Consider the following 21744-nt stretch of genomic DNA (forward strand, 5'->3'; position numbering starts at 1 on the left):
CGGGGCGGCCGCTGGTGATCAGCGGCAGCGGCGGGGTGGGCAAGACGTCGCTGGCGGTGCAGTGGGCGCACCGGATCGCGGAGCGGTTCCCCGACGGGCAGCTCTACGCGGACCTGCGGGGGTTCGACCCGACCGGAACGCCCGCGAACCCGACGAGCACGGCGCGGGACTTCCTGCTGGCGCTGGGGATTCCGGCGGACGACGTGCCGGACGGCGGCGCGGAGGTGCTGCGCGCCTACCGGGACCTGCTCGCGCGACGGCGGGTGCTGGTGCTGCTCGACAACGTGCGCGACCTCGCCCAGGTGCGGCCGCTGGTGCCGGACGGGGCGCGCAGCCTCGCGGTGATCACGAGCCGCAACCGCTTGCCGGGGCTGGCGGACGCGCACGTCGTCAAGTTGGACGTGCTGGACGAGGACCAGTCGATGGTCCTCTTCGGCGGCCGGGTCGGGGCGGACCGGGTCGCGGCGGAACCGGAGGCGGCCGCGCGGCTGGTGCGGTTGTGCGCGGGACTGCCGCTGGCGCTGGGGGTGGTGGCGGCACGGGCGACGCTCGACCAGCACCCGCTGGGCCTGCTGGTGGAGGAGCTGGAGCACGCCGCCCTGGACGCGCTCGACACCGACGACCCGCTGACGAGCGTGCGGGCGGTGTTCTCGTGGACGATCGGGTGCCTGAGCCCGGTGGCGGCACGGCTGTTCGCGGTGCTGGGCCTGCACCCCGGCCCCGACGTGACCGAGCAGGCCGCGACGAGCCTGCTGGGCGAGCCGGCAGCGGACGCGGTGGCCGAGCTGCTCCGCTACAGCCTGCTGAACTGCCATGGCGACCGCTACCGGCTGCACGACCTGATGCGCAGCTACGCGGCGGAGGAGGCGGCCCACCGGCTGTCGCACGAGGAACGCGAACAGGCCGTGCAACGCCTCTTCGACCACCTCATGCACACGGCGCTGGCCGCCGCGGCGAAGTCCGACCCCCTTCGCCAGCCGATCACCACACCCGAGCCCGCACCCGGCGCCGTCGTGGCGGCGTTCGACACGGCCGCCGACGCCGACCGCTGGTACTCGACCGAGCTCGCGGTGCTCAGCTCGGCCGTGACCGCCGCGGCCGAGGCAGGGTTCGACGGCCACGTCTGGCGCACGGTCTGGGCGATCCGCCACTACCTGCTCGCCACCCGCCGCTTCCGCGAGGGCGAGCGCCTGCACCGGCTTGCGATCACCGCCGCGCACCGGGCCGGCGACCTCGAAGGCCGCTGCCGCGCCCACCGCGGCCTGGTGTCGTTCCTGGTGAACGAGCGGGAGTTCGCCGCGGCCGAGGAACACCTGCGCTGCGCCATCGCGCTCGACGACCGGCGCGGCGACCTGATCGGCCTGTCCAACGACCTGCGCGGCCTCGCCTACCTGCTCGGCGGCCAGGGCCGCTACGCCGACGCGCTCGACCCGTTGTGGCGAGCGCTGGAGGCGGCTCAGGCCAGCGGTGACCGCATCGAACTGGCCAGCGTCTCCGCCTCGCTCGCCTCCGTGCACGACGAGCTCGGCGACCACGAGGAAGCCGCGACCTGGGCGGTGCAGGCACGGGACATGTTCCTCGAACTCGTACCGGACGAGAACGACACCATGGCCGCCGCCAACCGCGACACGCTCGCCGGCATCTACCGCGCGCTCGGCCGCTACACCGAGGCCGAGGAGAACTACCTGCGATCGGCACAACTGCAGGCGACGCTGTCCTATCGGCACTACCAGGCCGACGTGCTGGTGCGACTGGCCGACATGAAGGCGGAGATCGGCGAGGCGGAGTCGGCACGCCACCACTACCGCACCGCCCTCGGCATCTACGACGACCTGGGCTTCGGCAAGGCGGACGAGGTGCGCGACCTCCTGGCGCGGGTCGAGCGGCCGGTCCGCCCACAGTGAAGAGGGAGGTGACTGCGGTCGGACCGGCCACCCACATCGTCTGCCACACCGCTCACACTTCGGTCACGCAGGAGGAACCTTGGCGGCGGAGTACCGCGTGCTCGGCCCGTTGGAGGTGCTGCTCGACGGCGTCGCCGTACCGGTGCCGGCCGGGCGGTGCCGGGTGCTGCCGGCCACGTTGCGCCCCAACCGCATCGTCTCGATCGACGAGCTGGTCGACCGGCTCTGGGACGGCGAGCCGCCGACGCCGGACCGTGCGCACAAGACGTTGCAGATGGTCGTGGCCCGCCTGCGCCGGGCGCTGGGCGAGGCGAACTGCGTGCGCACCTCACGCGGCGGCTACCGCGCCGAGCTCGACCCCGCCACGCTCGACCTGACCCGGTTCCGCCGGCTCGTGGGAGCCGGTGACTTCGCCGCCGCCGTCGGGTTGTGGCGTGGCGAGATGCTGTCCGACGTCAGCTCGCGTGCCCTGCACCAGGAGGACGTGCCGCCGGTGGCCGAGGAGCGGTTGCGCGCACTGGAACGGCGGATCGGCGCCGACCTCGCCTCCGGCCGGGCCGCCGAGTCGGTGGCCGAGCTGAAGGCCCTCACCTCCCGGCACCCGTTCCGGGAAGCGTTCTGGGGGCAGCTGGTGCTGGCGCTCGCGCAGTCCGGCCAGCAGGAGCGGGCCCTGGCCGCCTACCGGGAGGTCCGGGCACTGCTGGTCGACGAGCTCGGCGTCGAGCCGGGCGACGAACTGCGGGCGGTCCACCGACAGGTGCTTTCCGGTTCCGCGTCGGCACGCGGTCCGGTGCCCCGGCAACTGCCGACGACGACACCACAGTTCGTGGGACGTTCTTCCGAGCTCCGCAGCCTCACGGCCCTGACGGACGGCGACGGGCCGGCGATCGCGGCGATCACCGGCACCGCGGGCGTGGGCAAGACGACGCTGGCGGTGCACTGGGCGCGCGAGGTGGCCGAGAAGTTCCCGGACGGTCAGCTGTACGTGAACCTCCGCGGCTTCGACCACCACCGCGAACCGACGACACCGGGCGACGCGCTCAGCCGGTTCCTCGAAGCCCTCGGTGTTGCACCCGAACGCATCCCGGCCGACCTGGAAGCACAGGCCGCGCTGTACCGCAGCCTGGTCGCGGGCCGCAGGGTGCTCGTGCTGCTGGACAACGCCCGCGACACCGACCACGTGCGCCCGCTGCTGCCCGGCCCGTCCCCGTCACTCGTGATCGTCACGAGCCGCGACCGGCTCACCGGCCTGGTCGTGAACGAGGGCGCACGGGAGCTCGCGCTGGACGTGCTCACACCGGCCGAGGCGCACGCCTTGCTGGTGAGCAGGCTCGGTGCGCAACGGGTGACCGCCGCGGACGAGCTGGTCAGGTGGTGTGGCGGCCTGCCGCTGGCGCTCGCGATCGTGGCCGCCCGCGCCGCGCAGGCGCCGAGGCTGCCGCTGTCGGCCCTGGTCGCCGAACTGGCCGACGAACGCACCCGACTCGACACACTGGACACCGGCGACGCGGCGACCAGCGTGCGCACCGTCTTCCAGTGGTCCTACCAGCAGCTCAGCCCGGCGGCGGCACGGATGTTCCGCCTGCTCGGTGTGCACCCCGGCCCGGACATCACCCTGCCCGCAGCCGCGAGCCTCGCCGGCCGGTCCGTCGCCAAGGTGCGTGAGTCGGTGCGGGAACTGGTACGGGCGAACCTGCTCGTCGAGCACGTGGCCGGTCGCTTCACGTGCCACGACCTGCTGCGGGTCTACGCGGCCGACCGCGCCGAGGCCGAGGAGACCGCCGAGTCGCTGTCCGCGGCGGTGACGCGGATGCTCGACCACTACCTGCACACGCTGCTCGGCATCGAGGTGGCCCACAACGCGGGCGTGCACGTGCACGAGCTCGCGCTCGAACCGGTGGCGGGAGTCGTCCCGGAGCGCCCGGCGGACCGACCGGCGGCGGACGACTGGTTCCGCGCGGAGAGCCCGGTGCTGCGCGCGGTCATGGCGCAGGCCCAACGGGACCGCCACCTGGACCGGTACGCCTGGCAGCTGCCGTGGTTCGCCGTCGACCTGATCGACCGGATCGGGCCGTGGCACGACTGGACATGGGCACTCGAAGGCGCCACAGCACCGGTGACCCGGCTCGACGACCGCATCTGGGCGGGCTCGTCTGCTGTTCGTGCAGGCGGTCGCCTACGGCAGGCTGGGCCGGTTCGAGGACGGCATGAGGACGTTCCACGAGAGCAGTCGCCTGTACCGGCTGGACGGCAAGGCGAGTGGTCAGGTGCGCGCCCTCAACGGGGTGGCGTGGACCTTGACGATGCTGGGCCGCCCGCGGGAGGCGTTGCAGGTCGCCAAGGACGCACTGGCACTGCAGCGCGCCGACACGAGTGCGACGCCGCAGCGGATCGGCATGGCCATGCACCAGGTCGCGTCCGCTCTCGCCGAGCTGGGCGAGCACCGGGAAGCACTTGAGTGCTGCCTCGAGTGGGAGGCGACCGTCGGAGCGGCCATGACCCCGGACTGGCTGGGCCTGCTGGCACAGACCAAGGCCGAGTCCTGCACAGGCCTCGGGATGTACGAACGAGCGGTCGAAAGCTGCCACCAGCACGGCGACGCGGAGAAGGTGCGGGAGAGACTCGCCCGGCTGCCGGAGAAGTGGTGAGCGGTGCTGGTGGCCCCCCAGGTGTCTTAGCCACCAGCACCGCTGAGGAGAACTCTGCCAAACCCCGCTCACACTTCGCTCACGCTGCGATCACAGCCCCACTGGACCGCGCTCACACCCAGGATCTGCTCGGGGACGCACACGCTGTCGGTTGTCCAACAGGCGCGCGGATGGTGGCCGAGGCGTCGCAGGCCGCCTTGTCCGAAGGCCGATGATCCGGTCGCGGGAGTTCTCGTCGCTGACATGGGTCCGCCGGGAGTGGGACGACCTCCGAACTGCCCGCCTGGGAGCACCGGACGGCCGGTCGATGTGTCGCAGCGTGACCGATTTGTCGCGGGCGGTCGCCACCCGTTGAACTCCCGGCGGCGACCTGGCCCGTCCGTGTCGTCCGGTCCTGCCGCATCCGGTAAGCATGTGCGCGGGAAGAGGGGAAGGTGCATGAGCCTCCAGGTCGCGGTGGACTTCGGCACGTCGAGCACCTGCGTCGCGGTTTCGGTGCACGGCAGGGAGCCGCAGGTGGTCGTCTTCGACGGCCAGCCGCTGGTGCCGTCGGCCGTGTTCGCCGCCGCGGACGGGACGTTGTTCGTCGGGCACGAGGCCGAGCGCCAGGCCGCGGTCGACCCGGCCCGGTACGAGCCGCACCCGAAGCGCCGGGTCGACGAGGGGGAGTTGCTGCTGGGCAGCACCGTGCTGCCCGTTGTGGACGTCGTGCGCGCGGTGCTGACGCGTGCCGTCGGCGAAGCGCGGCGCGTTGGTGGTGGGGCGCCGGTCGACCTGCTCGTGCTCACCCATCCCGCCGACTGGGGCACGGTCCGCACCCGCGTGCTGCTGCAGGCCGGACGGGGGCTGGCGCGGGACCTGGCGCTGGTGCCGGAACCCGTCGCGGCCGCCGTCTTCCACTCCGCGAGCCACTCCGTGCCCGACGGTGCGGCGCTGGCCGTGCTCGACCTCGGCGGTGGCACGGTCGACGCGAGCGTGGTCGCGCGGGCCGGCCGGAGCTTCCGGGTGCTCGCCACGAAGGGGGACCCGAGCTTCGGTGGCGCGGACGTCGACCAGGCGTTGCTGGAGCACGTCGGCGCGCTGGTGTCGGCGAAGGACCCGGACGCGTGGCGGCAGCTCGTCGAGGGCCGTGAGATGACCGACCGGCGCAAGCGGCGGGTGCTGCGGCAGGACGTGCGCGGGGCCAAGGAGACGTTGTCGCGGCACGCGTACACCGACGTGCCGATGCCGCCGCCCTTTCCCGACGCCCACGTCACCAGGTCCGACCTGGAGCAGCTGATCACCGCGCCGCTGGGCAGGGCGGCCGTGCTGGTCGCCGCGGCCGTGCGCGAGGCGGGTCTGGCGCCGCAGCAGCTGGCCGCGGTGTTCCTGGTCGGCGGGTCGAGCCGGATTCCGCTCGTCGCGCGGCTGGTGCACGAGCAGACCGGCGTGGTGCCCACGAGCATCGACCAGCCGGAGACCGTGGTGGCCCGCGGTGCGCTGCGAGCGGTGAGCCTCGACCCGGAACGCACCGGTGGCGTCGCTCATAAAGGCTCGCCGCGGACGCCACCGCCCTCGGGTGAGGTGACCCACAACCTCCGGGTGGGTGACGAGAGCACCCGCAAGATCACCCGCCGGATCACGCCACCGCCGGTCACCCGGTTCCCGGCCTCCTTCCCGTCGATGACACCGCCGAAGAAGAAGAGCAAGGCGCCGCTGTTCGTCGCGGTCGGTGCGGTCGTCGTCCTCGCGGCGGCGGGCGTCGGCGGCTACTTCTGGCTGAAACCCGAGAAGACGCGCACCGACCCCACGCCGACGCCGGACCAGGTCGCGCAGTACGACTACAGCTTCACCCGGCCGGACGGCTGGGAGCAGACCGGCGGCGCGGCCGGCGCCCGGCAGGTGCTTTTGCAACCGGTCGAGCGGGAGAAAACGACCGGCGATTCACCGGACGACCGCATCGCTGTGCAAGAGCAAAAGCTCGACTACGACAGTGACAAGGACCGCGCTCGGGCCCTCGCGGAATTGCAGAAGCAATATGGCGAACGCCGGGACAAGGGTGACAAGGTCGCCGCGTTCAGTGATCGGCACACTTTCGCGGGCAAATCCGTTGTTCACTATCGCGAAGAGATCGGCGGGGCCGGGGTCGACTGGTACATCCAGTTCGTCGGTACCTCACAGGTGAGCGTGGGCTGCCAGGCGACCCAGACCGGGAAGGACCGCGTCCGCACCGCCTGTGAGCAGATCGTCCGCTCGCTGACCATCAAGCCGTGAGCAGCACCAGGGGAGTTGCCGATGTCCGCCAGCGAGGTCCTCGCCCAGTTCCGCGCCGAGGTCGGTCACGCCGTCACGCGCGCCCGTCGTGCCGCGGGTGAGATCGGTGAACGCAACGCCAAGCTGCGGGAACGCACACGTGACTTGGCACAGCAGGCCCGTGAGCGCCGTACGGAACCGACGGCTCAAGCCACGCCTGGCGCCGTGCGCGCGGCCGCCGTGGGGTTCCGCGCCGAGCGCGGACTGCCCGTCGAGCAGACCCCGGAGGCCGCGGAGCTGACCGCTGCCGCGTCTCAACCGGTTGCGGAACCTCAGGCCCCGGCCACGCTCGGTTCCGCCGCCGTCGCCGGTCCGAGTGGCCAGCTTCCCCGTGCGAGTGATGATGACGAGGACTTTTCGCAGTCGCGAATCCTCTACTGAGTCGCCGGTTTCACCGGACGCCGTTTACTTGAGCAACTACTTCGAAAGAAGTCGCGACAGGGCGGAACCGGCATGGCAGGGTCCTCGTCGTAAGAGGCGTACGAACCAAGAAGTACGACCTGAAGTTCACTGAAGGGGGCACCTCCCAATGTCTGGATTCGGTACCACGACTACGGAACTCGACGCGCTGGCGAAGCGCATCATCGAGGCCGACGAGACCGCTCAGGCGAAGATCCGTCAGGTCCGCGACGCCGCCGAGACCGTTGCCGGCAGCTGGAAGGGCAGCGCGCACACCGCGTTCCAGTCCCTGATCGCCCGCTTCGACGACGACGCCCGCAAGGTGCAGGAAGCCCTCCGCGCGATCGCCGAGCAGATCTCCGACACCTCGAAGGTGTACGCCCAGAACGAGCAGGCGCAGGAGCAGGAGATCAGCAACGTCACCGCCCGGCTCGGCTGATCTTGCTCCACCGCTCGTGCTCGTCGTCCGTTCCAGCACTTCACAGACTTTTCTAGGGGAGACTCAAAATGGGTGAAATCGCAGTCAAGTTCGGTGAGATCGCGCAGGCGGCCTCGACCATCTCGACCCAGTCCAAGGAGATCGACGCGGTCCTGGACGACATCCGCCAGGAGGTCACGCGCGTGCTCGGCACCTGGGAGGGTGAGGGCTCCGAGACCTACAAGGCCTCCCAGGACAAGTGGGACAAGGCCGCGGCCGACCTGAACTCGGTGCTCGCCGCCATCGGTACCGCCGTGCAGCAGGCCGGCGACGCGTACCAGCAGGCTGAGAAGCAGAACGTCTCGCGCTGGTAAGTCCGCGCGGTTGCAAGACCCCCTCGTGAGCCCCGGAACCACGTGGTCCGGGGCTCACGTACGTCCGGGTGAGGGACGGTTCGAGGGGGCCGTTTTGGTCCTCGCACCACCCATCCGGTATCTTCTTACGTTGTTGTGCGGTAGCTGGCGCCTGTGTGTGCCGCGCCTGTCTCGGAACCACCGCTTGGTTCGTCCAAGATCGGTCTGGGGCAACCGCCGCAGTGACCCCAGACGCAAGTGACGACGAGGTAATTCCGTGCGCACGTACAGCCCGAAGCCCGGTGAGGTGACCCGCACCTGGCACGTGATCGACGCCCAGGACGTGGTGCTCGGCCGGCTCGCCACCCAGGCCGCGACGCTGCTGCGCGGCAAGCACAAGCCGACCTATGCGCCGCACGTTGACACTGGTGACTTCGTGGTCATCATCAACGCCGACAAGGTCGCACTGACCGGCTCGAAGCGCGACCAGGAGTTCCAGTACCGCCACTCCGGCTTCCCCGGTGGTCTGCGCAAGCAGTCCTTCGGCGAGGTCCTGGACACGCGTCCGGACCGCCTGGTGGAGAAGGCGATCAAGGGCATGCTGCCCAAGAACCGCCTGGGCCGCCAGATCGCGAACAAGCTGAAGGTCTACAGCGGACCGAACCACCCGCACGCGGCGCAGCAGCCGCAGGCCTTCGAGATCAAGAAGATCGCCCAGTGAGCGACGAGTACACCGAGGAAGTTCCTGTGACCACCCCTGAGAACGAGACCCCCGAAGCCGTCGAGGCCGAGGTTGTCGAGGCCGAGGTCGTCGAGGCTGCTCCCGAGGCCGACGCCGAGGCCGCTGAGGCTGAGGTCGAGGTCGCCGAGGAAGAAGCCTCCGCACCGGTGGTCGTCGCTCCCTCGCTGAACGGCGCGCCGCACCTGGCGCAGACCGTCGGCCGCCGCAAGGAGGCCGTCGTCCGCGTCCGCCTCGTGCCCGGCACCGGCAAGTTCACGCTGAACGGCAAGGCCCTCGAGGACTACTTCCCGAACAAGGTGCACCAGCAGCTCATCAAGGAGCCGCTCGTCACCACCGAGAAGCCCGAGACCTTCGACGTGATCGCCAACCTGCGTGGCGGCGGCATCACCGGCCAGGCCGGTGCGCTGCGTCTCGCCATCGCGCGTGCGCTGATCGCCGTCGACTCCGAGGACCGCCCGGTGCTGAAGAAGGCCGGCTTCCTCACCCGTGACCCGAGGGTCAAGGAGCGCAAGAAGTACGGTCTGAAGAAGGCCCGCAAGGCGCCTCAGTACTCCAAGCGCTGACGGGCGCGGGGACTCCCCGCACCCCGAGCTGCACCAGCTGTACCTGCGGGAGCAGCAGTTCACTGCGAACTGCTGCTCCCGCAGTGTTTTCCGGGTCTTCCCGTCGCCTCGCAGTGTCCATTTCGGAGGATTCATGGCCCGCCTGTTCGGCACCGACGGAGTGCGCGGTCTCGCCAACGCCGACCTCACCCCCGAGCTCGCGATGTCCGTCGCCGCCGCGGCGGCGCGGGTGCTCGTCGAGCACGATCGTTCCCACCGCCCGGTCGCTGTCGTCGGCCGTGACCCGCGGGCGAGCAGCGAGATGCTGGACGCCGCCGTCACAGCGGGCCTCACCTCGGCGGGCGCTGACGTGCTGCGGGTGGGCGCACTGCCCACACCCGCGGTTGCCCACCTGGTGGCCGCGCTCGGTGCCGACATCGGCGTCATGATCTCCGCCTCGCACAACGCCATGCCGGACAACGGGATCAAGCTCTTCGCCGCCGGCGGCCACAAGCTGCCCGACGCGGTCGAGGACGAGATCGAACAGCGCATGGGCTCCGGCTTCGACCGCCCGACGGGTGCCGCGATCGGCCGGGTCCGCGACATCGCCGACGCCGAGACCCAGTACGTGGAGCACCTGCTCAAGGTCACGCCGCACCGCCTCGACGGGCTCAAGGTCGTGGTGGACTGCGCGAACGGCGCCGCGTCGGTGGCCGCGCCGGACGCCTACCGCCGTGCGGGCGCCGAGGTGATCGCGATCAACGCGAACCCGGACGGCCTCAACATCAACGACGGCTGCGGCTCCACGCACATCGATGTGATCTCCGCCGCAGTCCGCGAGCACGGCGCCGACCTCGGCATCGCCCACGACGGCGACGCCGACCGCTGCCTGGCCGTGGACGCGCAGGGCGACCCGGTCGACGGCGACCAGATCATGGCCGTCCTCGCCCTCGCGATGCGCGACGCCGGTGAGCTGTACGAGGACACCCTCGTCGCCACCGTGATGAGCAACCTCGGCCTGCACATCGCCATGCGCGAGGCCGGCATCCGGCTGCGCACCACCGCGGTCGGCGACCGGTACGTGCTGCAGGACCTCAAGGCCGGCGGCTACTCGCTGGGCGGCGAGCAGTCCGGCCACGTGGTGCTGCCCGCCCACGCCACCACCGGCGACGGCCTGCTCACCGCGCTGCGCCTGATGGCCCGCATGGCCGAGACCGGCAAGCCGCTCGCCGAGCTGGCCGGCGTGATGCGCCGCCTGCCGCAGGTCCTGATCAACGTCAAGGTCGGCGACAAGGCGACCGTCGCCAAGGACGCGTCGGTCAGCGAGGCCGTCGCCGCCGTGGAGGCCGAGCTGGGTGACACCGGCCGCGTGCTGCTGCGCCCGTCCGGCACCGAGCAGCTCGTGCGGGTGATGGTCGAGGCCACGAGCCACGAGCAGGCCGAATCGGCGGCGCAGCGCATCGCGGGTGTGGTTTCCTCGGTGCACTGAGGACGGACGGGGGCCTGGTCGTGAGCGTGCTGATGCTGTTGATCCTCCTGGTGTTCCTGGGAGGTGTGGTCGCGGTGGTCGTCGCCGTGGTCTCGGCGTCGAAGAAGAGGTCCCGGCCCCCGTACCCGCCCCAGCAGAACTTCGGGCAGCAGAACTTCGGGCAATATCCGCCGCCCGGCTACCCGCCCCAGCAGGGCCATCCCCAGCCAGGCCAGTACCCGCAGCAGGGCCAACATCCGCAGCAGGGTCCGCCTCCCGGGCAGCAGTGGCCGCCGCAACCTCCACCTGGACAGCAGCCACCCGTTCAGTGGTGACCGTCGGCACGCTGGGCCGAATGGCTGTTTACTAAGGCAACCGACATCGCGGAGCTCCGGTCAGCACGTGATCGGAGCTGGCACTGTGTGGCGGAACCCGATGAGGCCGAATTGCGTCAGATCGGGGACTTAGGGGAGGCGAGGAATGGCTGGTTTCGGCGTACAGTCCGGCGATCTCACGAAGACCGCGGGGACCTACGAGGCCGAGGGATCGCAACTGATCTCGATGAAGCCGACGATCGTTCCGGTTGTGGGGGCCGGTCAGGTCGGGCGCAAGTTCCAGGCCGTCCACGCCACCTACAAGGGTTTCTTCGACCGGCTGGGTGTCAGCTGCGACACGTACGGCAAGGAAGCCAACAACATCGCCACCCGTCTCAAGGACGTGGCGAAGTCGTACGAGTCGAACGAGTCCCAGACTTCGCAGCAGTTCAAGGGGTAACGCGTCGTGGCCGACCAGAACGAGATCAAGAAGCTCCTCGACGACCCCAACGTCACGCCGGAGACCAAGAAGCAGCTCGTCCCCGCGCTCGCCGGTGCCGGCGCGTCGGAGGAAGAGGTCGAGCGCTACGCCAAGGCGAACGGCGTCGACGTCCCCAGCGACCCCGGTGTCGGCAGCCACATCCTCGGCGCCGTGCTCGCGGTGCCCACGGCCGGTCTCAGCACCGCCGTCGTGGCCGGCAAGGAGATCAACCGCGCGCAGTGGGAGAAGAAGGGCGGCGACGCCGACAAGCTCGTCAGCAAGGCCAAGGAGGAGCGCGAGCTCGGCGCCACCCAGAAGGTCCTGAACGAGCAGGGTGACGTCCCGAACAGCAACACGCTGCTCGACGCCGGCGCACCCGGCCTGCGGTTCTTCGAGAAGTTCATCCCGGTCTACCAGAAGGCCGCACCGGCCTGCGGGCACCAGGGCGCCGCGCCGAACCTCGAAGGCGACATCTACCGGAACTACGACTGGGTCCGGGACATCGACTTCGCGAAGTTCCGCGAGGACGCGAACAAGCTCACCGAGACCACGAAGAAGCTGCAGGAGCACGACAACACGCTGGGCAGCGCGTGGAACGGCCTCGGTTCGTGGGAGGGCAAGGCGGCCGAGGCGGCCCGCGGCTACCACGACAAGTTCGCGGGCACCGCGAAGACGTTCATCCAGCAGACCGGTCAGGCCCCCGGTGCGATCACCGCCGGCGTGACGAACATGCAGAAGCACGTCAAGGACTTCGCGCAGCAGATCCACGACCAGTACTCGGAGAAGTGCGGCGGCCTCACCATCGAGGAGGCCGAGACCGCGATCCGGCACGCCAACGGCGACCTCTTCGAGAACGACGGTGGTGTCCTCGACTGGCTGGTGGGCGTGCCCGGCCCGCTCTTCGGTGCCGTCACCGGCGCGATCTGCGGCGGCCCGCTCGGCATGCTCGCCGGTCTGGGCTGGGGCAGCTGGATCAGCAACACCCGCGAGGGCATCATCAACGCGGCCAAGGACAAGCTGAAGGCGCTCTGCCAGGAGTTCGACTCCAAGAAGAAGGCGTTCGACGGCTACTGCCAGACCGTGCAGACCGGTGTCCAGAGCGACTACGACACGATGTTCACGGCGCTGGGCACCGCGATCCCGCCGGAGAGCCCGTTCGCGAAGGTCGGCGACCCGCCCGCGTTCACCGAGCAGGGCGGCGACCGCAAGCCGGTGCCGCCCGGCGGCGGCACACCCCCTGGAGGCGGTGGCACCCCTCCCGGCGGCGGTGGCACGCCCCCCGGTGGCGGTGGCGCGCCCGAGATGCCGAAGCCGGAGAACCCGCTCGACAAGGACGGCGACGGCAAGCCCGACGTCCCCGGCGACACCGACGGTGACGGCAAGCCCGACGACCTCGACGGCGACGGCAAGCCCGACCAGCCGAAGCCGGAGGAGAAGCTCGAGTCCGTCACGGTCAAGGCGGGCGACAACACGATCAAGGTCACGGAGCCCGACTCGAACGGGCACGTGAAGATGACGATCGACACGCCGAAGGGTGAGCCGAAGACCTACGACCTGGACTTCAGCAAGAACCCGGAGGCGGCCAAGGCGCTGATGGGGCAGAACGGCGCCCAGGCCGTGACCGCGCTGGCCAACCAGGTCGCGGGCGCCCAGACGGGTGCTCAGACGGGTGCTCAGGCCACCGGCACCCCCGTCGCCGGCAACACGCCGGTGGCCGGCGGCGGCGCCGCGCCCACGACGGGCCCGCTCGGCTCGGAGTCGAACCCGATCCCGGTCGAGGTCGGCGCCGACGGCAAGATCCACATCGAGCAGGACGGCGTGAACTTCACCGCCGAGGTCGACCCGAAGACCGGCGAGATCAACCTGACCGCGGACAACGGCGACGGCACGCCCGACCGGATCGGCGTGGAGTTCGGCGAGGACGAGAACCCGGCCGCGTCCGGTCCCGGCGGTGCCGGCGGCGCGACCGACCTGCTCGACGAACCGCTGCGGATCCCGGAACAGGACTTCCCGAAGCCCGTCGAGGGCGAGTTCCAGACGATGCCCGCGCCGGCCGAGGCCGGAACGGCACCGGCCCAGGCCGACTTCCAGCCCATGCCCGCCCCCGCAGGCGAGCAGGTGTGGAGCCCGCCCGGCCAGGAGAACGTGGCCGAGCGGTTCCAGGAGACGATGGGCCGCAACTACGTCGAGGACAACGGCATCATGCCGAGCCTCGGCGAGCCCAAGCTGCCCGCCGACGGACCGCAGTTCGCCGCGCAGGCCTCGGACAGCACGTCGACCTCCGGCGTGTCGTTCACCGGCGGCGCGTCCGGCGGAAGCGAGTCCGTCCTCGGCGGCTCGTCCCCGGAGAGCGCCTGGAACACCCCGTCCAACGGCGACAACGGCACCGGCTTCAACACCAACACCTCCGAGGCCGGTCAGCCCGGCTCGGCGAACCTCCCGTCCATGCAGGACGGTGCCCAGGGCCAGGGTGCCTCCGGTGCCGCGTCCGGCGGCATGATGGGCGGCGGGATGATGGGTGGCGGCGGCATGGCCGGCGGAGGCGCGGGCGGCCAGCAGGGCGGCGACACCGAACGCGGCGCCAGCCAGTGGCGCACCACCGGCACGCTGTTCGACGACGACCGGGAGAACAACAACCCGTTGAGTGCCATGCACACCGTCCTGGGTGATGACCGAGGGGGCCGCTGACCCATGTCGATCGCAGGGGACGTGGACCCCAAGATCCAGGCGCTGTTCGACGAGAACATCGCCCGGTCGCGCCGCTCCAACTCCGAGATCACCGCGGACCTCAGGGCCGACCAGGACCGCCTGGCCGCCGAGGCCAAGGCGCGTGAGGAGAAGCACCAGCGCGACCTCGCCACCGCCCGTGACGCCGCGGAGAACATCGCCAAGCAGGGCGACAAGCCGCAGCGCAAACCGCAGTGGGAACAGCGCGACCGTTCCGCGGGCGAGCTGGCCTTCGGGCCCGAGGACGACGACGGCGGCTACGCCCCGCCGCCCGCGGTCTCGGCTCCCCAGCCACCGCCGCCACCGCCGGTCGTGCCGCCGCCCCCACCGCCGCCGGCACGTTCCCGCCGTCCGGCACGGGTGGACGACGACGATGACGACCTGAGCGGCCAGACCTGGCTCAGCTAGCCGGTTTCCGGTCAGCGCGCCCCGCACGGTGCGGGGCGCGCTGCCGTTTCCGGGCCTATGCCGAGTGACCTGGCAGGGCTTCGCGCTGGAACACCAGTTCCGCGTTCTTGAGGTCGCTGTCCAACAGCTCGTCGTACGCGCGCTCGCCCGTGAGCACCCGCAGCAGGAACGCGGTCACGAACGCCCGTCCCAGCTTCTGCGCACCCCGCTCGCCGCGCCCGTCGAGCATGAGCTCGCTCCAGTGCCGCCCCTCGGTGAACCCGAGGTGCGAGGCCTTGGGCAGCAACCGCAGCTGCACCGGCCCGCCCCAGGCGGACGCGATCGCCTCCGCGTGTCCCACCGGCGGTGCGATCCGGTCCTCGCCGGCGGCCAGGTGCAGCCCCGGCGCCGACACCTCGCGCGCCGCGTCCAGCGCCGACGGCCGCGTCTCCGTTGCGGCCAACGTCACAACGGCCCGCACGCGGTCGGCCGAGGCCGCCGCGAGCACCGCAGCGCCGCCACCCATCGAGTGACCGGCGAGCGCCAGCCGGGCGGGGTCGACGCTGATCTCGCCGGACCCGAGCCGCACGCCGGTGCAGATGTCCAAAGTGGTCAGCAGGTTGGCCGACAGCACCCGCGCCGACAGCAGCGGGCCGCGTTCGACGGCCGGTGCCGCGGCGACCACGCCCCACGAGGCGAGGTGGCGCAAAAGACCGTGGTAGCGGCGAACCGGCTGCATCCAGCCGTGCCCGAAGGCGACGGCGGGCAGGCCCAGTCCGGTGGCCGGCGTGAAGACGACACCGGGCAGGCCGACGAGCGCGAGGTCGCCGCGCAGCACCGGACGGGGGCCAGGCCGGCTGAGCTGCTCGAGGGCCTGTTTCGCGGTCAGCGTGATCACGCGGCGAGCCATGTGCTGAACCGTAGTCGATGGTGTCGGCAGGGCCACATCCGAGATTGGTCTACACCAAAGCGGCCGGTGACCTGCGGTGATTCACCCACCTCACCCTTTAGGGTTAGCGCCGTGGTCTAGCTACCCTGTCTCTCGTGTGCGGAATCGTGGGATACGTGGGTCACCGGTCGGCGCTCGACGTCGTCCTGGACGGGCTGAGGCGCCTGGAGTACCGGGGGTACGACTCGGCTGGCGTCGCTGTCGTCGCAGGCTCGGAGCTGGCCGTCGAACGCAAGGCCGGCCGGCTGCAGAACCTGGAGACGAGGCTGGACGAGGTGGGCCGCGACAACTTCGCGGGCACCGTCGGCATGGGCCACACGCGGTGGGCGACGCACGGCGCGCCGATCGACCGCAACTCGCACCCCCACCGGGACGCGACGAACCGCGTCGCCGTGGTGCACAACGGGATCATCGAGAACTTCGCGGCGCTGCGCGGTGAGCTCGAAGGGCTCGGCGTCGAGATGTCCTCGGACACCGACACCGAGACCGTCGCGCACCTCGTGGGGTTCGCCTACGCCGACGGCGACACGAAGGGCGACCTGCCGGCCAGCGTCCGCAAGGTCGTGCAGCGGCTCGAAGGCGCCTTCACGCTCGTCATCACGCACGCGGACGAGCCGGACCAGGTCGTGGCCGCCCGCCGCAACTCGCCGCTGGTCGTCGGGGTCGGCGAGGGTGAGCACTTCGTGGCCAGCGACGTCTCCGCGTTCATCGCGCACACCCGCGAGGCCGTCGAGCTGGGCCAGGACCAGATGGTCGTGATCACCCGCGACGGCTACCGGGTCACCGACTTCGACGGCGAGCAGGCCGAGGCCAAGCCGTTCACGGTCAACTGGGACCTCAGCGCCGCCGAGAAGGGCGGCCACGAGTACTTCATGCTCAAGGAGATCGAGGAGCAGCCGGAGGCGCTGGCGAACACGCTGCGCGGCCACTTCTCGAACGGCCGGATCGTGCTCGACGAGCAGCGCCTGTCCGACCAGGACCTGCGCGACGTCGACAAGGTCTTCGTCGTCGCCTGCGGTTCGGCCTACCACTCCGGCCTCGTCGCGAAGTACGCGATCGAGCACTGGACCCGCCTGCCCGTCGAGGTCGAGCTGGCCTCCGAGTTCCGCTACCGCGACCCGGTGCTCGACCGCGACACGCTCGTCGTCGCCGTGTCGCAGTCCGGCGAGACCGCGGACACCCTCGAAGCCGTCCGCCACGCCCGCGCGCAGAAGGCCCGCGTCCTGGCCGTCTGCAACACCAACGGCGCGCAGATCCCGCGTGAGTCCGACGCCGTGCTCTACACGCACGCGGGCCCGGAGATCGGGGTCGCCTCGACCAAGGCGTTCCTCGCCCAGATCGCGGCGAACTACCTGGTCGGCCTGGCCCTGGCGCAGGCCCGCGGCACCAAGTACCCCGACGAGGTCGCCCGCGAGTTCCACGAGCTGGAGGCCATGCCCGCCGCGGTGCAGCGGGTGCTCGGCACGGTCGAGCAGGTCCGCACGCTCGGCCGCGAGCTCGCCGACTCGAAGGCGGTGCTGTTCCTCGGCCGCCACGTCGGCTACCCGGTGGCACTGGAGGGCGCGCTCAAGCTCAAGGAGCTCGCCTACATGCACGCCGAGGGCTTCGCCGCCGGTGAGCTCAAGCACGGCCCGATCGCGCTGATCGAGGAGAACCTCCCGGTCGTCGTGGTCATGCCGTCACCGAAGGGCCGCGCCGTCCTGCACTCGAAGCTGGTGTCGAACATCAGCGAGATCCAGGCCCGAGGCGCCCACACGATCGTGATCGCCGAGGAGGGCGACGAGACCGTGCGCCCGTTCGCGGACCACCTGATCGAGATCCCGGCCGTCCCGACCCTGCTGCAGCCGCTCATCTCGACGGTGCCGCTGCAGGTGCTCGCCGCCGAGATCGCGCGCAGCCGCGGCTACGACGTCGACAAGCCTCGCAACCTGGCGAAGTCCGTTACGGTGGAGTGAGTGAGGGGCGTCTGGCACACCGAACGCGTCAAGTCCGCTGAGGAAGAGCTCATGGCGGTGGTCCCGCCGGGCTCGTTGATGCGCAAGGCCGCGTTCGGTGTGGCCACCCACGCCCTGAGACTTCTGCAAGGCCGCCGCCGGGTCACGCTCCTCGTGGGCGCGGGCAACAACGGCGGCGACGCCCTGTGGGCCGGCTACTTCCTGCGCCGCCGGGGTGTTGCGGTGTCCGCGGTCCTGCTCAACCCGGCCAAGGCTCACGCGGAGGGCCTTGCGGCATTCCGCGGGGCCGGTGGCCGGGTGGTCGACGAGGTCGGCACCCCGGACCTGGTGGTCGACGGCATCGTCGGCCTGTCCGCCCGCGGCCCGCTGCGCCCGGACGCGGCCAGGCTGGTCGAGACGGTCACGGCGCCGATCCTGGCCGTGGACCTGCCGAGCGGCATCGACCCGGACACCGGCGAGATCTCCGGCCCGCACGTCCACGCGCACACCACCGTCACGTTCGGCTGCCTCAAGCCGGTCCACGCACTGGCCGACTGCGGCGACGTCCACCTCGTCGACATCGGCCTCCGCCCGACGGACCCGGACTTCGTGCTGCTCGACCGCTCCGACATCGCCTGGCCGGTGCCGGGACCGCACGACGACAAGTACACCCAGGGCGTCACGGGCGTGGCCGCCGGCAGCGCCACCTACCCCGGCGCCGCGGTGCTGTCGACCGGTGCCGCGGTGCTCGCCACCTCGGGCATGGTCCGCTACGCCGGCCCCGCGGCCGACGCGATCCGCTCGCGCTGGCCGGAGACCATCTGCACCGGCTCGATCACCGACGCGGGCCGCGTGCAGGCCTGGGTGGCCGGACCCGGCATGGGCACCGGGAGCTCGTCGGCCGAGGTGCTGCGGTTCGTGCTGGACGCGAACGTCCCGGTGGTCGCCGACGCCGACGCGATCACGCTGCTGGCCCAGAACCCGCAGCTGTGGGACGCCCGCGACCCCGACTCGGCGCTGGTGCTGACCCCGCACGACCGCGAGTTCGAACGCCTCGCGGGTCCCGTCGGCGCCGACCGCGTCGCCGCCGCCCGCAAGGCCGCTCAACGCTTCAACGCCGTGGTCCTGCTCAAGGGCCACCGCACGGTGGTCGCGGCACCGGACGGTCGTGTCCTGGTCAACTCGGCGACGTCGTCCTGGCCCGCGACCGCCGGCTCCGGTGACGTGCTCTCGGGGATCATCGGCGCGCTGCTCGCGAGCGGGCTGGACCCGTTCCTCGCCGCCGGTTACGCCGCCCACCTGCACGTCCTGGCCGCCGAACTGGGTGCGGACGGCGCACCCGTGCCCGCGTCACGGCTGATGGAGGCGATTCCGGCCGCGATCCGGGCCGTCCGGAACCGCTGAGCTGCTGCTCGGCGAACGCTCCCGATCTTGTCGGTGTCGTCTGGGAGAATTGAACCAGGGGACCCCCTGCGGGGGACCCCTGCGTGAGCGCTCGCTCACACCCGATGAGCTGCGGCGCTATGACACGATGAACAGGTTATGGCCCGTTCAGAAGTTGTCGTCGACCTCGGAGCGCTGCGGCACAACGTCGCGCTGCTCGCCGGCCTCGCGCCGGCCGCCCGGACCATGGCCGTCGTCAAGGCGGACGGGTACGGCCACGGCGCGGTGGAGGTCGCCCGCGCGGCGCTCGAAGCCGGTGCGACCTGGCTCGGGTCGTGCTCGACGCAGGAGGCCCTCGCGTTGCGGGCCGCCGGCATCCAGGCCCCGGTGCTGGCCTGGCTCGACGCCCCCGACGAGGACCTGGCCGCCGGTATCGCCGCGGACGTCGACCTGTCCGTGTCCTCGCTGTCGGACCTGCGCCGCGTCGAGCGGGCAGCGGAGGAGGCCGACGCCAGGCCGCGGCTCCACCTCAAGATCGACACCGGGCTGAGCCGCAACGGCTGCCAGCCGGCCGACTGGCCGGAGCTGGTCGAGCAGGCCAAGAAGCACGAGGTCGTGGCCGTCTGGTCGCACCTCGCCTCCGCCGACGTGATCGGCGACCCGTCCATCGACCTGCAGGCCAAGCGGTTCGACGACGCCTACGAGGTCGCACGGGCGCACGGCCTGGACCCCATGCGGCACATCGCGAACTCCGCGGCCCTGCTGACCCGCCCCGACCTGCACTTCGACCTCGTCCGGCCAGGCATCGCGATCTACGGGCTGAACCCCGTGCCGACCGGCCACGACCTGCGTCCGGTCATGTCCTTCCGGTCCCGTGTGGCGCTCACGAAACGCATCCCTGCCGGCGAGTCGGTCTCCTACGGGATGACGTGGACCGCGCGGCAGGACACGACGCTGGCACTTGTGCCGGCGGGCTATGCGGACGGTGTGCCGAGGGCGCTCTCCGGCCGGATGGAGGTGCTCCTGGCCGGGAGGCGCCGCCCGGTGGTCGGGCGTGTCTGCATGGACCAGGTGGTCGTGGACTGCGGTGACGACCCGGTCGAGGAGGGTGCGGAGGTCCTGCTGTTCGGCGACGGGAGCAGGGGGGAGCCGACGGCGACGGAGTGGGCGGAGCTGACCGGGACGATCGACTACGAGATCGTCTGCGGGATGTACCGGCCGCGGGTGCGGAGGATCTACACGTGAAGCCGGTGTGGAAGGTCGTCGGGTGGGTCGGTGGCGCGCTGGGTGCCGCCGTCGCGGGTGCCGCCGTCGCGCAGACCGCCAAGGTGTCGCACCAGCGCAGGACGGTGTCCGACAGCCTCGCCGACGAGCCGCTGGGCGCGCTGCGGCCGGACCGGGAGTCGACGGTCGCCGCCGACGACGGCGTGCCGCTCTCCGTCGAGGAGGTCGACCCCGGCGACGACGGCGAGGCCGACATCACCGTCGTGCTCGTGCACGGGTTCGCGCTCGACCGCCGCTGCTGGCACTTCCAGCGCCGTGACCTGGCCGAGCTGCTCGACCCCCGCGTGCACCAGGTGCTCTACGACCAGCGCGGCCACGGCCGTTCCGGGCGTTCGTCCGCCGAGTCCAGCACGATCGAGCAGCTCGCGCACGACCTCGACGCGGTGCTCCGCGCCGTCGTGCCGGAGGGGCCGCTGGTCCTGGTCGGGCACTCGATGGGTGGCATGACGATCATGGCGCTGGCCGAGCAGCGGCCTGACCTCTTCGCCGAACGGGTGCGCGGTGTCGCGCTCGTCGGCACGGCCGCCGGTGCCGTCGGTGGGGCCGGCCTGCCCAAGTCGGTGCTGTCGCGGCACAACCCGGTGACGCTCGGCATCGGCCGGCTCGCCGGACTGCAGCCGGGCCTGGTCGAGTGGGCCCGCAGGAGCGCGAAGACCCTGACGTGGAGCGGTATCCGGACGTTCGCGTTCGGCGACCGCAAGGTGGCTCCGTCCCTCGTGGACCTGATGGAGCAGATGATCAACGGGACTGCGGTGCAGGTGCTCACCGAGTTCCTGGAGACGCTCGGCACGCACGACCGCTACAAGGCGCTGGCCGGGTTGCGGCACTGCGAGGTGCTGATCCTCAGCGGCGACGCGGACAAGCTCACGCCGTTCTCGCACGCCGAGCGGATGGCCGAGGAGATGCCGCACGCCACGCTGGTCAGGGCCCCCGGTGCCGGGCACATGGTGATGATGGAGCAGGCTGACCTGGTCAACGACCACCTGGTCGCGCTCATCGAGCGGTGCGCGGCCGATCGCGGAGAAAGTCGGAAGAAGTGGTGGCGGCGAGCGTGAGGACCGTCGAACTGCCCCTGGTGGAGGACACCGAGGAGTTCGGCCGCAGGCTGGGAGAACTCGTGCGGGCAGGCGACCTGCTGCTGCTCGCGGGCCCGCTGGGAGCCGGCAAGACCGCGCTGGTGCGCGGGCTGGCGCGCGGTCTCGGCGTGCAGGGCCGGGTGAGCTCCCCGACGTTCGTGATCGCCCGCGTCCACGAGCCCGCCGAGGACGGCAGGGGCGTGCCGCTGGTGCACGTCGACGCGTACCGGCTCGGTGGTCACCTCGACGAGCTGGACGACCTCGACCTCGACACCGACCTGGTCGACGCCGTGGTGGCCGTCGAGTGGGGCGAGGGCGTCGCGGAACGCCTGAGCGAGGACCACCTGCTCATCCGCCTCGAACGCGGGACCGACGACGTTCGCACGGCCCAGCTGGTCCCGCACGGCGACTGGATCGGTCGTAACCTGCCGGTGTGACGTCGT

The 21744-nt window shown here is 71.4% G+C and carries 19 protein-coding genes and 2 pseudogenes; 20 read left to right on the top strand and 1 reads right to left on the bottom strand.

The features are described from left to right. From ADL03_RS31890 to ADL03_RS31955, 15 genes and pseudogenes are all read left to right on the top strand, one after another. Window positions 1-1904, top strand: a 1904-nt coding sequence (locus ADL03_RS31890) for a tetratricopeptide repeat protein (protein WP_053737306.1), incomplete at its 5' end; no start/stop codon positions are given. 163 nt (window positions 1905-2067) lie between these two features. Continuing rightward, window positions 2068-3441: pseudogene (locus ADL03_RS50895) on the top strand (BTAD domain-containing putative transcriptional regulator); the annotation flags it as partial. Between the two features lie 670 nt (window positions 3442-4111). Beyond that, window positions 4112-4225, top strand: a pseudogene (locus ADL03_RS50900) (hypothetical protein); the annotation flags it as partial. Between the two features lie 174 nt (window positions 4226-4399). Then, entirely contained in the window at window positions 4400-4552 is a 153-nt protein-coding gene (locus tag ADL03_RS48910; RefSeq protein ID WP_197288830.1) for a hypothetical protein, read from the top strand. A gap of 438 nt (window positions 4553-4990) precedes the next feature. After that, window positions 4991-6805 carry a type VII secretion-associated protein gene (locus ADL03_RS31905; protein WP_053737309.1) on the top strand — a complete coding sequence of 605 codons (1815 nt, stop codon included), beginning with the start codon at window positions 4991-4993 and terminating at the stop codon, window positions 6803-6805. Window positions 6806-6826: 21 nt separating this feature from the next. Further along, a complete protein-coding gene (locus ADL03_RS31910) occupies window positions 6827-7225 on the top strand; it encodes a hypothetical protein (protein ID WP_053737310.1) in 399 nt (132 codons plus the stop codon). Window positions 7226-7373: 148 nt separating this feature from the next. Then, window positions 7374-7682 (top strand): WXG100 family type VII secretion target, encoded by a 309-nt coding sequence (locus ADL03_RS31915; RefSeq protein ID WP_053737311.1) that lies wholly within the window; start codon window positions 7374-7376, stop codon window positions 7680-7682. Window positions 7683-7750: 68 nt separating this feature from the next. Then, complete coding sequence (locus tag ADL03_RS31920) at window positions 7751-8035, top strand: WXG100 family type VII secretion target (protein WP_053737312.1); 285 nt, start codon at window positions 7751-7753, stop codon at window positions 8033-8035. A gap of 256 nt (window positions 8036-8291) precedes the next feature. Then, window positions 8292-8735, top strand: a complete 444-nt coding sequence (gene rplM / locus ADL03_RS31925; RefSeq protein ID WP_030472013.1) for a 50S ribosomal protein L13 — start codon at window positions 8292-8294, stop codon at window positions 8733-8735. A gap of 26 nt (window positions 8736-8761) precedes the next feature. Further along, complete coding sequence (gene rpsI, locus ADL03_RS31930; RefSeq protein ID WP_063798777.1) at window positions 8762-9319, top strand: 30S ribosomal protein S9; 558 nt, start codon at window positions 8762-8764, stop codon at window positions 9317-9319. A 133-nt stretch (window positions 9320-9452) separates the two neighbouring features. Beyond that, window positions 9453-10787, top strand: coding sequence for a phosphoglucosamine mutase (glmM, locus tag ADL03_RS31935; protein WP_053737313.1), 1335 nt, complete (start codon window positions 9453-9455; stop codon window positions 10785-10787). Window positions 10788-10813: 26 nt separating this feature from the next. Beyond that, window positions 10814-11101 (top strand): hypothetical protein, encoded by a 288-nt coding sequence (locus tag ADL03_RS31940; protein ID WP_197288822.1) that lies wholly within the window; start codon window positions 10814-10816, stop codon window positions 11099-11101. 145 nt (window positions 11102-11246) lie between these two features. Then, entirely contained in the window at window positions 11247-11540 is a 294-nt protein-coding gene (locus ADL03_RS31945; RefSeq protein WP_053737314.1) for a hypothetical protein, read from the top strand. A gap of 6 nt (window positions 11541-11546) precedes the next feature. After that, complete coding sequence (locus ADL03_RS31950; protein WP_053737315.1) at window positions 11547-14249, top strand: WXG100 family type VII secretion target; 2703 nt, start codon at window positions 11547-11549, stop codon at window positions 14247-14249. Between the two features lie 3 nt (window positions 14250-14252). Then, window positions 14253-14696 (top strand): hypothetical protein, encoded by a 444-nt coding sequence (locus ADL03_RS31955; RefSeq protein WP_053737316.1) that lies wholly within the window; start codon window positions 14253-14255, stop codon window positions 14694-14696. Window positions 14697-14751: 55 nt separating this feature from the next. Here ADL03_RS31955 and ADL03_RS31960 read toward each other — a convergent pair whose 3' ends face one another. Beyond that, window positions 14752-15585 carry a dienelactone hydrolase family protein gene (locus tag ADL03_RS31960; protein WP_053737317.1) on the bottom strand — a complete coding sequence of 278 codons (834 nt, stop codon included), beginning with the start codon at window positions 15583-15585 and terminating at the stop codon, window positions 14752-14754. 134 nt (window positions 15586-15719) lie between these two features. Between ADL03_RS31960 and glmS the strand changes: the two genes are divergently transcribed. The 5 genes from glmS (at window position 15720) to tsaE (ending at window position 21738) form a co-directional block, all read left to right on the top strand. Next, window positions 15720-17579 carry a glutamine--fructose-6-phosphate transaminase (isomerizing) gene (gene glmS / locus ADL03_RS31965; RefSeq protein ID WP_053737318.1) on the top strand — a complete coding sequence of 620 codons (1860 nt, stop codon included), beginning with the start codon at window positions 15720-15722 and terminating at the stop codon, window positions 17577-17579. Further along, a complete protein-coding gene (locus ADL03_RS31970) occupies window positions 17580-18962 on the top strand; it encodes a bifunctional ADP-dependent NAD(P)H-hydrate dehydratase/NAD(P)H-hydrate epimerase (protein ID WP_053737319.1) in 1383 nt (460 codons plus the stop codon). 138 nt (window positions 18963-19100) lie between these two features. Beyond that, window positions 19101-20186, top strand: a complete 1086-nt coding sequence (gene alr, locus ADL03_RS31975) for an alanine racemase (RefSeq protein WP_053737320.1) — start codon at window positions 19101-19103, stop codon at window positions 20184-20186. After that, window positions 20183-21280: an alpha/beta fold hydrolase gene (locus tag ADL03_RS31980; RefSeq protein ID WP_053737321.1), complete on the top strand. Its 1098-nt coding sequence runs from the start codon at window positions 20183-20185 to the stop codon at window positions 21278-21280. The genes alr and ADL03_RS31980 overlap by 4 nt, the downstream gene beginning before the upstream one ends. Then, window positions 21277-21738, top strand: a complete 462-nt coding sequence (gene tsaE / locus ADL03_RS31985) for a tRNA (adenosine(37)-N6)-threonylcarbamoyltransferase complex ATPase subunit type 1 TsaE (protein ID WP_053737363.1) — start codon at window positions 21277-21279, stop codon at window positions 21736-21738. Before ADL03_RS31980 ends, tsaE begins: the two co-directional genes overlap by 4 nt. Window positions 21739-21744: the final 6 nt, after the last annotated feature.

This window comes from Nocardia sp. NRRL S-836 (assembly GCF_001279525.1).
In the GTDB taxonomy this organism is placed as follows: Bacteria; Actinomycetota; Actinomycetes; order Mycobacteriales; family Pseudonocardiaceae; genus Lentzea.